Genomic DNA, 14,042 nt, shown 5'->3' with positions numbered 1-14,042 from the left:
TACGGTTGCGGAGTTCCGGATGCCCAACTGGCCCCGTCAGCGTCCAACCATGACCCCGGCCTACTGCTGATTTCGTCCAGACCAGTACTGACTTGCGATGGAATAGCTGGGGTCAGCGTTCGACGCACGGGGTGAAGTTGCTCTCCGATTCTACAATGTGACGCTTGCCAACACGCTCGACTATCTGGGATCGCTGAGGTCGTAAGAGCGGCAATGTGTGGGTGAGAGATGGGTTATTGTTCGATCTGGCATCGTCAAGCCTCGAGCAGTCCACCGGTGACGACTACAGGCGCCTGGAATGCCGCGAGTGCGGCAGGTACCGGATTACGGGTTCGGTATTGCAGATGCTGGACTCGCGACTGAGTTGAGCCATGCGACGCGTGCGATGTCGAAGGCGGAGTTCGAATCGCCGAGATAAACTCGTTCAACATGGACGACATGATCAAGGTTTTACAGACGCTGTGCGGTGATCTTCGCCGATCATGATTTGTGCATTCCAAAAAAACCGTAGCTTCGTAAGATTGGCAACAGCTCATGAAGGTTGTTAATCGTGTAGTCTGGATGCGCCGCTTGCAGGCGCGCCTCGGAAACAAATCCCCCGGTAATGGCTATACTTATCAGTCCGAGATTCCGTGCAATATCCGTTTCGATCGGCATATCGCCGATGATGAAAGTTGACGCTGGTTTCAAGTTGTTCTTCTGCATGTATAGACGAAGTCGCTCTCCTTTGCTTGTCGATTTGTATTGCGTGTCGCGGCTTTCGAACGCGAGCACATCGTCGATGCAGTCATTGATTCCAAGTCTTCTCAATTGGTAGCGCAGAGGGTCGACTATATGGTTGCTCACGATGATGGACGAAGCCCCTTCTCGGCGCGCCAACTCCAAGACTCTGCGCGCGCCCTCGCGTAGATCGGCTCTGCCCGCAAGAGCCTCATAGGCGTCGTGAAACATTGCACTCCCATCGCGATCCACCGTCGCAAGCTCGTCTCGCGATAGTCCGAGGCTGCGATAAAGAAGAGACAGCGGAACGTCGCAATGTTCCCGAAGCGTCTTCATGTCGATCGTTGTACGACCAAAGCGATCTAGAATTGCATTGGTGGTTTCGAGCAGTGCGTATGCATCATCGAGCAACGTTCCATTCCAATCGAAGACGAGAACCGGTTTCATGATCTGACCTTAAGCATAGATTCCGTGCGGGTGCCACCGTCGTTCGCCACGTATAGTAGCACCGAACTACTACGGCATGGGCATCGACACACTAGATGAGTTGAAATGCTGGCGAGAATGGAGATGATTGACGCCCGCGATCAATCGAGCAAGTTTCATTTGGACTCCTGGGCCGGCGACTGCGAGGCCGTCATGATCGTACGGGCTCTTTTCGGTGTCCCAGCAATCCACGTGCCACCAAAGCCATTTGCGAGCCCCGCTTGAAGAGGGCAAAACCATGTTCTTCGGCTCAGGCGACGGAATACTCGCGCGTTAGTGTCTGGTCTCCGACATTAACGTCTTCAGCCGGATACGGCTGAACACGACAACGCGAAATGTTGAGTATGAAGGAGGCGCCATTCGCAAGTGTTCGCGGGCGGCGCTCCATGGAGACGGGGCCTTTGCGCTGAAGACGCTCCGGTTGGCATGGGGAAGTCGGGCTTCAGCAGGCGACTGCCTGAGCAACACGCGATTTGAGGACCGCGAAGCGATCTTTCGTGGCGAGCACTCGCGGTCCTTGGCAGACTCGAGCTTCGCTGAATGCGCCTCAGGTCCGCTCATCATCCGGCTTGGGGACGCGGCCCTTGGCATCGCACTTATGTCAACGGTTACATCCAACGCACGGGCAGGGCGAAGAGGCTAAAGCCCTCGCACAATTCCCGCCAGAATATCTGCCCGCTTAAGACATTTTCGACCGTAGCAGCGCAGAAGCTGCATCGCGTGTCGCGCACGTTACGTCATCTAAAAGCGCACGTTCCTGCGACCTACGGTGATCGCGAATCGCTTCGCAAGACTAGGTGGCCGACAGTTGACGAAAGCAACAGGGGCTCAGACAGAAGAAGTTGAGCTGCTGCAAGAACACGCAAGGCTTAGAAATATGATCTAACCTGGGCATCTCCCTGCCGGGTTAACTTTGTAACTGGCCGCCCGGCAGCGCTCCTGGCAGCCTTATTGTGTTCCGGCTTGTGGACCGTGGAGGATGGTGCGCGTCAAGACTTCGACCCGTTCGGCAATTTGGCGAATTCGCCTCGCCACGTCCTCGACTGCGGTCATGTCCACCGGCTGCGTGCAGGAAATTGAGCTCATCTTCGCGTTAAGGTCCCTCAGCTCAGCCTTGCAGCGATCTAACTCCGCGTTGAGCATCGTAACTTCATTCATCGCCGTTGCCCGTATTGCCGTTGCTTCCGAGAAGATGTTTGTTCGGAGCATGCACCTGATTGCAATCTTTGTCGCGCTCGCGTGGTTCCACATGGGTAGGGCATCTCGAAAGGCACAGAACGGCCAACCCAAACACCGACCGGGTCGTTCACGCGCACAGCTGCAAATGGAGTCCCCATAGCCAATTTATATAAAGGAATGAATTTCAATGGCACGCGCATGCGTTCCTCTCAGCAAAGCCCGGGCGACCGGCCGCACTCGCAAGAATCCAAAACGATTTTCGGGCCGCAAAGAGCCAAACGGCTTGGGTCCGTTAGGCGAACCGCCGAAATGCTTAGGCAAACCGCACGAGCGCGAGGCGCGGCGAACGCTGTCTGATGACCTTCGATGGTTCAACCCGGAGCCACCGGACGCTAGTGGCAATGGCAAGTGGGCTGGTTGCGCGGCAAATCGGAGGCGAAGACGTTTGCGAAAGCTCTGAATCTTCTCAGAATGATGCTGAATTCCATTGGCGGCTCGCTGTCCGATGCATCGAAAGTAATGATGCCGGAAGTGGAAGATGCTGAAGACCCGGCCGCGAAATACTTCTAGCTCATTCTCAAGTACTCTCGCCTGAATGGGCATCTCCAAACAAGAGTGTAGAAGCCCGGCTGAACCGGACTTCCGCTGTTGTCGGTCGCTCACTTCGGATTGTGATCTGCCCATACGATCAGACGCCATCGAATGGTGCTTGTGCTGACGTATGCGCATGATTGCTTTGCGGAGGCAATGTGTGGCCTGCTGCAATTCCGATTTCGCGATGACAGCCCGTGCATCGGTAGAGAGCGGCAAAGGGAGCCGCGACTCCCGGCCCCTGATCCTGATCGAAACAGTCGCTGTTAGATTGCGGTAGGTAGTTGGCGTTCTTATAGGTAGCCATTCGACTTCTGTCACTAGAGTAAAGCCGGACTTGACCTCTCGGGGCTTACCGAATCTAATGCTGTTGCTGCTAACATCAGCGTTTGGCCCGCAGTCCGCAGCGTTGCGCGGGCAATCGGGGCCGCCAGTCGCAAGCTGGCGGTTCTCCCCGATTCGTTACGAGCAGTGGAACACGTTTCCCGGCGTGCAACCGCAAATAGCAGAACCTTACGCCGGCTATTCACAGCTTCCTGTGGACAACCTCATTATTCGGAAGAGATTTCGCCGCGCACCGCACGCGCTCGGCGCATGGATTAATTATGACACCCCAACAGAAAGCCGCGCTGGCATCTAGCACTACGATGCCGGGATAAAGCAGGGAGGCGAAGTTGCCCTGTCCATCATAAGGGAGTTTCCAGACGGGTTCAGCGAAACGAAATGACGCAGAACTCGCCTCACAGGCTGGTGCTTCCCTTTCGACCGCCGTGACGGCAACTCATGAGCGCTTCCAGTTTGGAGTGGGCCTTCGCGCTGGTGTCTCGCGATATCGAGAAACCCTTTTAAAGTGCGGCTTCGGTCACTGCCGGCTTTTGCGTTGAGCGCGTCTTCATCGAGCGATCCGTCGGGGAGATGATCCGCCTCCACGGTGCGGACTGGCATTCGGCGGAGAACCGACAGCTCGAGTCATGAACGTCACCCGTCGCAAGCTCGTCGTTTCACCATCCGATTGTCTACCCGAGGTATGCTAAGTTCCATGACGGCGCCCTTGAACACATCATAACAACATCACGAGGACCGGCATGCTTCGAGCGAGGGCAGCTTGTGAAGCCAACCGGGTTGCTGGGGTGATCAGAACCAGGAATCCATCAGGTGAACAAGCTGGGAGCCCGCCGTATAAAACGCCTCCTGCGCTGCACGAAAGCGCTGGGCTTCAACGGCGGTGACCGGCAACGGCAGGTCGTTCTCCGCGATCTGCCCCAATACGTACGAAGCCAAAACACTGCCAAACACAGTGCCTGGTGCGATTCCGCGGCCGTTATAGCCACTGAAACCGATGACTTGGCGGTCCAGCTTGTGAAGCCGGGGCAAGTTGTCGGAGGTCATTCCAATCATGCCAAACCAGCCGGTTTCAAACTGGACGCCCCGAAGTCCTGGAAAAAGCTTGTGCAACGATCTTTGGGCCCAAGCGCGGTGAATAGATCGCCCAATCCCCTCAAGCGCACCAACACTGCCAAACACGAGTCGCCCGGAGCGATCGAGACGAAACGAAGAGAGGACTTCTCGAGTGTCCCACACACCCTGCCGCTCAGGCAGGATCGACTTTCTCAGATCATCGGGCAGACATGGCGTGCCAAAGTTGAAATAGGGCAGTTGAATCTGTTCCTGCCGTACCTCAGACCAAAGTCCCTTGCTATAAGCGTCCGTCGCGACGACCACCCAGTCGGCCTCTACAGATCCGCTTTCGGTGCCGACTCTCCAGCGGAAACCATTCTGTTGCGCCATGACGGCCTCACTATGCGTAAATATCCTGGCTCCCATCGCAAGCGCGGCCCGCGCTAACCCTCGCACATAAGCCAATGGCTGTATGGTGCCGGCGCGCTTATCGAGCAGCGCGCCGGTGTAGTCGCCACCGCCTACTTTGCTGCGTGTTGCCTCCGCATTTAGCACCAGGACGGGCGCTCCACGCTTCTGCCACTGTTCGGCACGGGCCTCAACCTCCTCCAAGCCCTTACGTCCGACCGCACAATGCAAGGTGCCGGCACGTTCGACTTCACATTCGATGTGGTGCTTTTCGATGAGCTCGAATACCGTCTGCGGTCCGCGGCCGAGCTGTTCAAGTAACCGTTCTCCAAAAGGCGCGCGGAGCGCGGCCGGAAGCGACTCAGGCATGAGCCACATGCCCGCATTCACGAGTCCGACGTTCCGCCCGGACCCGCCGAATCCTATTTCAGACGCCTCCAAAAGCGCAACACGCGCTCCACCTTCAGCTAGATGAAGTGCCGCCGACAGCCCGGTATATCCACCGCCAATCACGACGATATCCGCTGCAATTTCATCAGTAAGTGGAGCAGTTTGTGGCGCTGGTGGCGCAGTCAGCACCCACAGTCCGTGTGATCGTCGATTGTTTCGCATCCGCCAATCCTCTTACAAGTAGCTTCTTGATCGACCCGAGCTCCAGCAGCCATCGTGAATACCGCTAAGTTCTGGCGGACCTCTCTAGTATCCAAGCGGACCTCCCTAGTATCCAACACTGACGTGCCAGCGCCACACCGGCAGGCAAATCGCAGGCCAAAAGGGCAGTTCGTCATCACCCCGAAGATCAGGCCGAGCTACTAAGTTGTTGATCTGTTGAGGGCACGCGCAGCACCCACGCGGCGGTGCGCCGGAGCTCCGACTGCGCGAACAAAGCCAAAGCCCCTCGGCGCTTGCTCTGGAACGCGCCTTTGTGCGAGACAATGGGTCCCAAAAGGGCAGCAAGGGGACCACACCGTGAGAGCCTCTCTTGATGGCGAAATTCGCGACGGCCGCCATCATATGCAGATCCGGGTCTATTTCGAAGATACCGACTCCGGCCAGATTGTTTATCACGCAAATTTCTTGCGCTTCATGGAACGCGGCAGAACGAACTACTTGCGCCTGCTCGGAACGAATCAGCAAGCATTACTCAAAGAAGCCAAGAACGATGCGCCCGGTGTTGCCTTCGTTGTGCGCTCGATGACGATCGATTTTCTAAAACCGGCGGTCTTGGATGACATTCTTGACGTCGTCACAGTCCCGCAAGAGGTGAGGGGCGCGTCGATTGCCTTGCTGCAGGAATGCAGGCGTGGCGACGATCTCCTGGTCACAGCACGTGTACGGGTAGCGTTTATCTCAGCTGGAAAGGCGCAGCGCATCCCGAAGTCGCTGCGGCTCGCTATGGAAGGGCATAGATAAATCTGCCGCCTCATTCACGCGTTTGCCTTGCAGCGCTCCACCGAAATCAAGTCATCATGGCGGCGTAAGTTAAAGCAAATGGGCTGCGGCAAACCCGGGGCGGCTCAATTGCACAGTCCAGCCGAATGAATCAGAAGCCGGCGAAGAACGAAAATAAATCGGACTTCGTCGGCCGCTTTGGTCACAGCGACCACAGCGAAACCCACGTCAAGGATGACGGGCCGATTGGCGACTGGCGCGGCTATCCCGGCGGCGCTGCCGTGGCGAACTTGCGCGATCGCATTTCGCGGCTCTTCTCAAATGGCGGCACCGTCTCCATTGCCCCATGCTCCATCTGGCTGACGGCAGCGAGGCGGATGGTTTCCGGGCTGCGCGCCAACGCTCGGTGCTCTTGCCACTCCGGATAAAAAATCATGGAAGAGGGCGGAACCGAGCGCGATCATTTTCGACGAGATGGTCAAGACGGTCCAGGAGCCGGCCCAATCGAAGGCGGCCGGCGTCGTCCTTGGGTCTGAAAACATCAAAGGCACGTTTGTCGGATTCATTAGAAGGTACAATCTTTATGTTGTTTTCTGGAATGCGGATCAGCACGATCGAGCGATCGTCATTCACCGTCGCTCAAAGAGGATGGATATCGTCGCGGAAATGCCGCTTACGTTCGAGACCGCGCATCGGCTAGCGCTCTTCATGCCGCGTGCCGTGCCGACAACCACATTGCGCCGGATGCGCCGCCAATCGAATGAAGGGCCGCGCGGCGATTTTCGAAGTTGGTCCGGGCCTCCAATAGGCAAAACTGTTTCGTGGGGCGCCCACTTTATGTCAGCGAGTGCCATGATATCAGAATGGCAACCGGTGGCCTGTGGGCTGCCATACCTTACTTCACCGCTTGAACGCGCGAGGATAGTGCCGTGGCTAATGACGTAGAGCTTTTGATCTCGTATTTCGCGCTTTCGGGGCACGTTTACCCGCTGGGGGCCTGCTGAGGTCACTCCATTCCAATTCAAAGGCAGGGTCGAAGGGGCAGCGCGCGCGGGGTTCAACGGGTTCGGTCTTCACTACGAAGACACGATGGTCGCGCAAAGCAAGATTGGTTTTGCGGAAATGAGACGCATTCTTCAAGACAATGGCATCAAATATCTGAAGATTGAATTTCTGCTCGATTGGTACAGGACTGACGAGAAGCGAATGGAATCCGACAAATTCCGTCAGCAAACTGCTCGATGTCTCCGCCGAACTTGGAATGCGGGATATCAAGGTGGGCCCGGGATTCCAAGAAACGCATGCCGATGTGGCGCTCCGCCCATGGTGGCCTCCGTAAGGGGACACTTGGGAATGATCTGCAACGCAGAACCTAACGCAGCGTCCGGTTCACGCATTTCTTTCGGCACGAATGTTGTGACGCAGCTACAGCAATTCGCGCGCACGTTGTTAAGACGCATGAGGCTCGGGGCACTCAAGACATGAGAGTAGAAATGAAGAACTTCTTGCTTACGACTGTGAGCATTGTGGCGCTTGGCGCAATTGCGTCCGCATCCGGTGCAGACCTGGCTGCGCAGCCCGTCCAACCTCTCTACTCCAAAGCTCCGCCGCCTGTCGCGGCTGCAATTTACGACTGGAGCGGCCTCTACGTCGGTGTGAACGGCGGCTTGGGCTCAAGCTCGAATTGCTGGGACTACAATGGTCGCACCCCTGAGGGCTGTCATGATGCGACCGGCATTACCGTCGGCGGGCAGATCGGCTATCGATGGCAGATCGGCCAGATCGTGCTGGGCGTTGAAGGTCAGGGGAACTGGGCTGATCTGAGCGGATCCAACGTCAGCATTGCGTTCGGCGATGTCGACCAGAGCAAGATTGGTGCGTTCGGTACGATGACTGGGCAGATCGGTTATGCGCTCGACACCGTACTGTTTTACGCCAAGGGCGGCGTCGCAGTGGCGAGCAACACGTATCTAGTCAACTCCGCAGTCACGGGCGCGCAGTTCGCGGGCGCTGATAGCAGCCCTTGGGGTGCTACTGTGGGCGCCGGGATCGAAGTCGGTTTCGCGCCGAACTGGTCGGTAAGCGTCGAGTACGACCACTTGTTCATGCGGGATGCCGACGTGAACTTTGTCGTGGCTGCTGGTTCGCTGGGCGGCGACCGCATCCGCCAGGATTTCGATCTTGTGACTGCGCGGCTCAACTATAAGTTCGGCGGCCCGATTCTGCTCAAATATTGATCTGAAGTCGGACTGGTGAATCGAAGGCCCCGGCTAGACCGGGGCCTTTCAGGCATCGCGCGTGCGACGCGACTGGCGGGTGACCGGAAGTCAGGAACAGTTAGCGAAACCGCGGCGAGTTCATCTTCTGAGCTGAAGTTCTAAGTCGATAAAGGACGGCGAGCATGTTCGTTTCATTCTTCCCTCGACCAAAGTTGTTCTTTGCGTCGTCAATTCTTTGGACGGCGTTGGCGATGGCGTTTTGGTATGTATTTGCCGGCAATCTCTTTCCAGCCCCGGAGAAGCCGGTCGGGCTTGCGACGTTCTGGTCGGCCTCGGCGCTGTGGTTTGATCTCTATTTTGCGCTGACCGTTACGGCGTTCGCGGCGGCATGGATGTTATTTGCCCCGCATCCCTGGGCGACGTGGTCCATTCTTGGTTCGGCGTTGATCCTGTTCACCTCTTACTTTCAGGTCCAGGTCTCGGTCGCGATCAACAGCTGGTATGGACCGTTCTATGACATGATCCAGGCTGCGCTTTCGAAGTCGGCGCCGGTCACGGTCGAGCAGTTCTACAGCGAGTTGTCGACCTTTGCCGGCATAGCGCTCGTGGCCGTCGTGGTCGGCGTGATGACGCGATTCTTCGTCAGCCACTACATCTTCCGCTGGCGCACGGCGATGAACGATTTTTATGTCGCCAACTGGCCGCGGCTGCGCACGATCGAAGGCGCCTCCCAGCGGATTCAGGAAGACACCATGCGCTTTGCCAGCACCATGGAAGGTCTAGGCGTCAATCTCATCAGCGCGGTGCTGACACTGGTGGCCTTCCTGCCGGTTCTGGTGAGGTTGTCCAGTAACGTCACCGAGCTGCCTCTGTTCGGCTCGATTTCCTATCCGCTGGTGTTCGCCGCGGTCATCTGGTCGATCCTGGGCACCGGCGTTCTCGCGCTTATTGGCATCCGCCTGCCCGGAATTGAATTTTTCAACCAACGGGTCGAAGCGGCCTATCGCAAGGAGCTCGTGCTCGGCGAGGATGATACGGCGCGTGCCAATGCGCCGACATTGAGCGTACTGTTTAGAGACATTCGCAGGAATTACTTCCGGCTCTATCTGAACTTCATGTACTTCAATATCGGCCGGATCGTCTATCTGCAGACTGACGTCATCTTTCCTTATCTGCTGCTTGCGCCCACAATCATCGCGGGCAGGATCACCCTCGGCGCGATGAACCAGATCCTCAACGCGTTCAAGCAAGTGCGAACCTCGTTTCAGTATCTCGTCAACTCCTGGAGCACGATCGTCGAACTGATCTCGATTTATCAGCGCCTGCGGAGCTTTGAGGCAAAGATCCACGGTGGGCTACTGCCGTCGATCGAGATAAGGAAGCAAGCCACATGATTCCTATAGCTGTAGGGTGTTGACGGACACCTGACCTTCCGTTCCGCGTCAATCGGTCGCAACGCTGCTGAATTGCTTAAGTTGTGAGAAGGGGCACTCGAGAGAATGGCGCTCGGCGTGGAGGAACTTAGCAGCTGCATATCGGAACCCCCGTGACGTGTTGTTGTGGATGACGGCTAGCGCGCTGTTGCAGCGCGCGGACTGAGGCAAAGGGGCGGCGGATGGCTGTAGGGGCCATTACAGCCGCCGCGGGTAAGCTACAAAGCAGCCGCGTCGCGTTCGACCTCCGGTCGACCCAGCGGGTTCATGACACCGAAGACTTGCTCCGAGAAAACAGCCATGAATCTGATTTTCTCCTGGAAATGGGTTCTCAGAGTCCACACCGCCTAGTTCTACAAATAAGTACCACCGTGTCGTAAGTTCGACAGTGTGAGTCAGACACGCCTCAACGGTGTTGTCCCGCGAGCAATCATAATTGTGTCACACATGGCGCCGGACAGTGACTGACTAGCCAGAACGACCATGCGGGATGCTTCAAACTTGATCCGCTCCATGGAATACGGTGCTAAACAGGGGGGTAGGCATTATGTGGGGCGGCGAGCCCTGGTGACCGCCGGATGTGTTGGTGTCCATTCTGGTTCTGGCGGAACGGTAATCGAGCCCAGTGGCACCCAAGCACGTTCTAGCGTCACTGGATCGCGCAGCTGGGCGAAAGTTTCGGTGCGAATATCGAGCCACTCGAACCAGCGATCCTGGACGGCGACAAGCTGGGCTGGCCGGAGCACGCCGAAATTATCTCGAAGAGAAATTCTTATCACCGTAAGCTCAACTGTGAACCGTGCCAGAAGAGTTCAAGATGATGTTGCGTCGTGTTTCAACTACCAGAACCGGGATTTGACAACTCTGAGCCTGCGGACCAATCCGTTTCCGCCGAGCCGGAGCTCTGGCCGTGAACATGACCGCCAGATTGAGCAGCGTGGATTCACAAGCGTGGCTCGCCGACTATAGCAACCGCGCCGCACATCCGGCTCAAAAGGCGCGACGAGCTCCTAAGCTGGAATTGGCGCGATCGGAACAAGCAATCCACTAAGGCTGCCCAATTCACGGCTCGGCGATCCTCACCAAATGCTTTACGAACTTTTGTTGATAGCGTCAGCAAGCGTCGACTTGAAAACCAAAGGACCTATCCGCAGGATGCTTTCTTAAGCCGTCATGCATCCAGAATGAGCGGAGCACGAACTGTCACATTACCGAAACCTAGCTCTTGTACTAAGGCTCGGCCGTCTCCCTTATTCCTCCCGCTCCCTGGAGCGAAGAAGGTTTATTCCGCACGGCTTTCCGGGGGCCACCGGCCAGGCGGGCCGGAGCCGAGGTCGGCCAGATCTCCGTTGTTTTTGGATTAGCGCCATGACACCGAAAACCAAACTATGCGCTTTGTTGCGAGGTGTTCTGGACGATGCGATCGGGATGGTGCCCGAAGCAAACCGGACGTCTTCGTTGAAGGCGTGCCTCGCCGAAAAGGTATTAGCTCTGGCCGCAAAAGGTCACTTGGATCCAACTGTCTTGACGCGTCTCGCGCTACGGAGTCTGCAGGAATCCTGTTGTGGTTGCTACGGGTGCGAACTGCAGAACCCCTTCGAGGTGTGAAGGACCGAGAATGAACTCCAAACCTATTCCCCGCGCTCTGGCGTGGCTGACCGCCTGGGTTTCGGCGGGTTGCAAGGCGACGCGAGATTAGAGGTCTGCCCGGCCATGGAGCTTGCGCCCGGCAGCGATGCCATCTGAGCGCGAGGGTTATGGCGTCCTGGCCGGAGAAACTCGGGTCAGTCCTGCTGTGGATGCCGCCTTGCTTCATCATGAGGTCGCCCGTGTCCGCGGCTTTCACTGACGTCATTGCGCCCCGCCCGCGGCACAGATGGATTTCTCCTCTGTCCGCATCGGCGCTTGGCGCGCGATATCGGCGATGTCGGAGGGCAGGCTGCTCGCCTGCTCGGTTGCCGCTAGTAGCCGAAGCGGGCGAGGCCGAGTGATCCGAAAGATCGGACGGGCCGGTGAGATGTTGGAAAGCCGAGCTGCCTATCGTCCGGGTTCGCGAAGACGCGGATGAGTCGATCTATTATGTCCTCAACGCTTGCAGGCGGACTCTTGCCGTGGCCGCCTCAGCGGAGGCAGCTGTGTTCGACGATCTCGTCTGCCTCGATTGCGACGGCGATGCGCCGCTTACCCTGGCAAGGCGGCAGCCGCAAACCAAGCAGTATCATTCCCGCGGCATCGACGCAGGTTCCGAGCTCGTCGCCCTTGCGACTACCCCTCTCCACGATTACGGCTGACTTTCGGTGTCGAGTGTGCTCAGCGCTGAGCCGGCGGTTCCCCGCGAAGTGCTGAGCTTGCCGTCCGGAGAAGGAGGGGTCGCAGGCCAGCGAAAGGGGCCGGGATCGCGCAGGCGGCGCTTGAATCTCACGTCGGAATTGCCTGAATGGCCGGGCTCTGAGCGGGCCATGCTTCCCTTCAAATGGCCCCGGCTAGGCCGGGGCCATCGACGCAACTAGGGATCAATATTTCAGGAGAATCGGACCGCCAAACTTATAGTTGACCCGTACCGTGATAAGGTCGAGATCCTCGCGGATGCGATCGGCCCCACCAATGTTCCCGCTGAATTTCACCGTGCGGGGTTGGAAGAACAGGTGGTCGTACTCGAAGCCCACCGTCCAGTTCGGTGCGATGCCGTGCTCGAATCCGACCCCCAACACACCGCCCCAAAGAACGTCACTTTTCCTAGCGGCTCCTGCCACGGTCGAGCTGATCTGATGGATGTTGCTCGTGACTGCGGCGCCGCCTTTGCCGTAAAGTACGTTATTCCCAAAGGCATAACCAATCTGCCCCGTCATGAGACCGAACGCGTCAATCTTAGTCTGGTTGGTAGTATCGGAAAACGCGATGCTTTGATTGGACCCGGTCAAATCAGCCCAGTTGCCCTGGCCCTCAACACCCAGCACGATCTGGCCCATCTGCCATCGATAGCCGATCTGGAGGCCCACGCTACCGCCTGTCGGATGATGACAGCCCTCGGGCGTGCTGCCAAGGTACTCCCAACAACTCTCGCCTGAGCTCAGACCACCGTTCACGCCGAAATAGTAAGCACTCCAATCGTAGATTGCAGCCGCGACAGGTCCTGGAGCGGTGGTGTAGAGAGGCCTGATGGGTTGCGCAGGCAGATCAGCACTGAATGCGGGGGCCACCGCAGCAAGCGCCACCGTACTGACTGTCATAAGCAACAAGTTCTTCATTTCTATTTCCATGTCTTGAGTGCCCCCGAGCCGGCTGCGTCTTAACAACGTGCACGCAAATTGCTGTAACTGCATCGCAACATTGGCGCTGGAAGAAATGCGTGAATCAAACGCCGCGTCAGGTTGCGGCGTTGCACATATCTCCAACTCCTTGACATGCCCCTTCGCTTGCGAGCGTAGATCAGCGCGGTGTCCTGCCTCTTGCGCACCCGACAGCTTGACGGCATCGCTCCACGTCGCGACGTAGTAGCGTGGTAGGTCGACGGGGCGCCCGGTAAGTGCGTGTTCCAGCCGTTCGTGATCACGGAGTCCAAGCCATCGTGATCGCCCATTCCAGAGCATCGTGATCACCGTTTCCAGCCGATCGTGATCGCTATTTCAGCGATTGCGATCGGGGGGAACCAGGAGGCGCGCACCGCTGACAGTCTGCAACCCAGCTACCTTGGTCTTTTGCCTAACTCCGACTGCTTCAGCTATGCGAACGCTACAAGCAATGGGCCGGCCCCCTCAAGCCCATCCTGTCCCCAGGTCCATGTCGCCGGCGAGAAGCTGTTCGTCGACTATTCCGGCCAGGCCATGGAGCTGGGTTGACGGAGTACGATACACGCCAGTCCTGCTCCGGCTCCGCGGACGAAACCGTCAAAGCAGGAGCGATCGGTTGGGCTTTCGGTCAGGGGCGGCGCCGACGGAGCAACGAACCCGGAAACTCTCACGCAAATAACCGCACACGTTCTTAATGTGGGTCAGTGGTGTGAGGTCCGCGATAGGATCTCCCGAAATCAGGCTCATAAGTGCCGCGGTTTCGCCCATGGCACAAGTACGGGTCTAATTAGGTTGTGGGCGCGGGGGGGGCGCCGGCCGGGGGGGGTGTTGCACCGGGGGGGGGCGAGGGGGGGTTTGGGGGGGGGGTGGGGCACGGCAACCCCCCCCACGGAAGGGGGGGGGGGGGGGGGCACACCAACAGATAA

The 14,042-nt window shown here is 57.8% G+C and carries 10 protein-coding genes; 5 read left to right on the top strand and 5 right to left on the bottom strand.

Features of this window, described 5'->3' with window-relative positions; all coding sequences use genetic code 11:
• Positions 1–480: 480 nt before the first annotated feature.
• Complete coding sequence (locus AC0L3X_RS39670; RefSeq protein ID WP_007596419.1) at positions 481–1,167, bottom strand: HAD family hydrolase; 687 nt, start codon at positions 1,165–1,167, stop codon at positions 481–483.
• A gap of 1,626 nt (positions 1,168–2,793) precedes the next feature.
• On the opposite strand from AC0L3X_RS39670, the gene AC0L3X_RS39665 reads away from it, so the two are divergent.
• Positions 2,794–2,955: a hypothetical protein gene (locus AC0L3X_RS39665; RefSeq protein WP_157158605.1), complete on the top strand. Its 162-nt coding sequence runs from the start codon at positions 2,794–2,796 to the stop codon at positions 2,953–2,955.
• Positions 2,956–4,110: 1,155 nt separating this feature from the next.
• Here the strand turns inward: AC0L3X_RS39665 and AC0L3X_RS39660 are convergent.
• Positions 4,111–5,394 carry an NAD(P)/FAD-dependent oxidoreductase gene (locus AC0L3X_RS39660; protein WP_007596417.1) on the bottom strand — a complete coding sequence of 428 codons (1,284 nt, stop codon included), beginning with the start codon at positions 5,392–5,394 and terminating at the stop codon, positions 4,111–4,113.
• Between the two features lie 357 nt (positions 5,395–5,751).
• On the opposite strand from AC0L3X_RS39660, the gene ybgC reads away from it, so the two are divergent.
• Both ybgC and AC0L3X_RS39650 read left to right on the top strand, forming a co-directional pair.
• Positions 5,752–6,195 (top strand): tol-pal system-associated acyl-CoA thioesterase, encoded by a 444-nt coding sequence (gene ybgC / locus AC0L3X_RS39655; RefSeq protein WP_007596415.1) that lies wholly within the window; start codon positions 5,752–5,754, stop codon positions 6,193–6,195.
• Positions 6,196–6,320: 125 nt separating this feature from the next.
• Positions 6,321–6,602: a hypothetical protein gene (locus AC0L3X_RS39650; RefSeq protein WP_007596414.1), complete on the top strand. Its 282-nt coding sequence runs from the start codon at positions 6,321–6,323 to the stop codon at positions 6,600–6,602.
• A gap of 4 nt (positions 6,603–6,606) precedes the next feature.
• Here the strand turns inward: AC0L3X_RS39650 and AC0L3X_RS39645 are convergent, their stop codons facing one another.
• Positions 6,607–6,807, bottom strand: a complete 201-nt coding sequence (locus AC0L3X_RS39645; protein WP_439035554.1) for a hypothetical protein — start codon at positions 6,805–6,807, stop codon at positions 6,607–6,609.
• Positions 6,808–7,667: 860 nt separating this feature from the next.
• Here AC0L3X_RS39645 and AC0L3X_RS39640 point away from each other — a divergent pair.
• On the top strand, positions 7,668–8,411 hold the full coding sequence (locus AC0L3X_RS39640; protein ID WP_035993548.1) for an outer membrane protein: 744 nt from the start codon (positions 7,668–7,670) through the stop codon (positions 8,409–8,411).
• A 164-nt stretch (positions 8,412–8,575) separates the two neighbouring features.
• Positions 8,576–9,787: a peptide antibiotic transporter SbmA gene (gene sbmA, locus AC0L3X_RS39635; protein WP_259216372.1), complete on the top strand. Its 1,212-nt coding sequence runs from the start codon at positions 8,576–8,578 to the stop codon at positions 9,785–9,787.
• Between the two features lie 2,159 nt (positions 9,788–11,946).
• Here the strand turns inward: sbmA and AC0L3X_RS39630 are convergent.
• Positions 11,947–12,048 carry a hypothetical protein gene (locus AC0L3X_RS39630; protein WP_369126693.1) on the bottom strand — a complete coding sequence of 34 codons (102 nt, stop codon included), beginning with the start codon at positions 12,046–12,048 and terminating at the stop codon, positions 11,947–11,949.
• A 291-nt stretch (positions 12,049–12,339) separates the two neighbouring features.
• Positions 12,340–13,074, bottom strand: coding sequence for an outer membrane protein (locus tag AC0L3X_RS39625; RefSeq protein ID WP_007596410.1), 735 nt, complete (start codon positions 13,072–13,074; stop codon positions 12,340–12,342).
• Between the last annotated feature and the right edge of the window lie 968 nt (positions 13,075–14,042).

Source organism: Bradyrhizobium sp. MI1.7, from assembly GCF_055811795.1.
This window is presented reverse-complemented; position numbering and strand designations above follow the sequence as displayed.

Excerpts from the sequence above, each read along its gene's own strand:
- AC0L3X_RS39670 (WP_007596419.1), bottom strand. The coding sequence starts at position 1,167 with ATGAAACCGGTTCTCGTCTTCGATTGGAATGGAACGTTGCTCGATGAT.
- AC0L3X_RS39660 (WP_007596417.1), bottom strand. The coding sequence starts at position 5,394 with ATGCGAAACAATCGACGATCACACGGACTGTGGGTGCTGACTGCGCCA.
- AC0L3X_RS39650 (WP_007596414.1), top strand. The coding sequence starts at position 6,321 with ATGAATCAGAAGCCGGCGAAGAACGAAAATAAATCGGACTTCGTCGGC.
- AC0L3X_RS39640 (WP_035993548.1), top strand. The coding sequence starts at position 7,668 with ATGAAGAACTTCTTGCTTACGACTGTGAGCATTGTGGCGCTTGGCGCA.
- sbmA (WP_259216372.1), top strand. The coding sequence starts at position 8,576 with ATGTTCGTTTCATTCTTCCCTCGACCAAAGTTGTTCTTTGCGTCGTCA.
- AC0L3X_RS39630 (WP_369126693.1), bottom strand. The coding sequence starts at position 12,048 with ATGATACTGCTTGGTTTGCGGCTGCCGCCTTGCCAGGGTAAGCGGCGC.
- AC0L3X_RS39625 (WP_007596410.1), bottom strand. The coding sequence starts at position 13,074 with ATGAAGAACTTGTTGCTTATGACAGTCAGTACGGTGGCGCTTGCTGCG.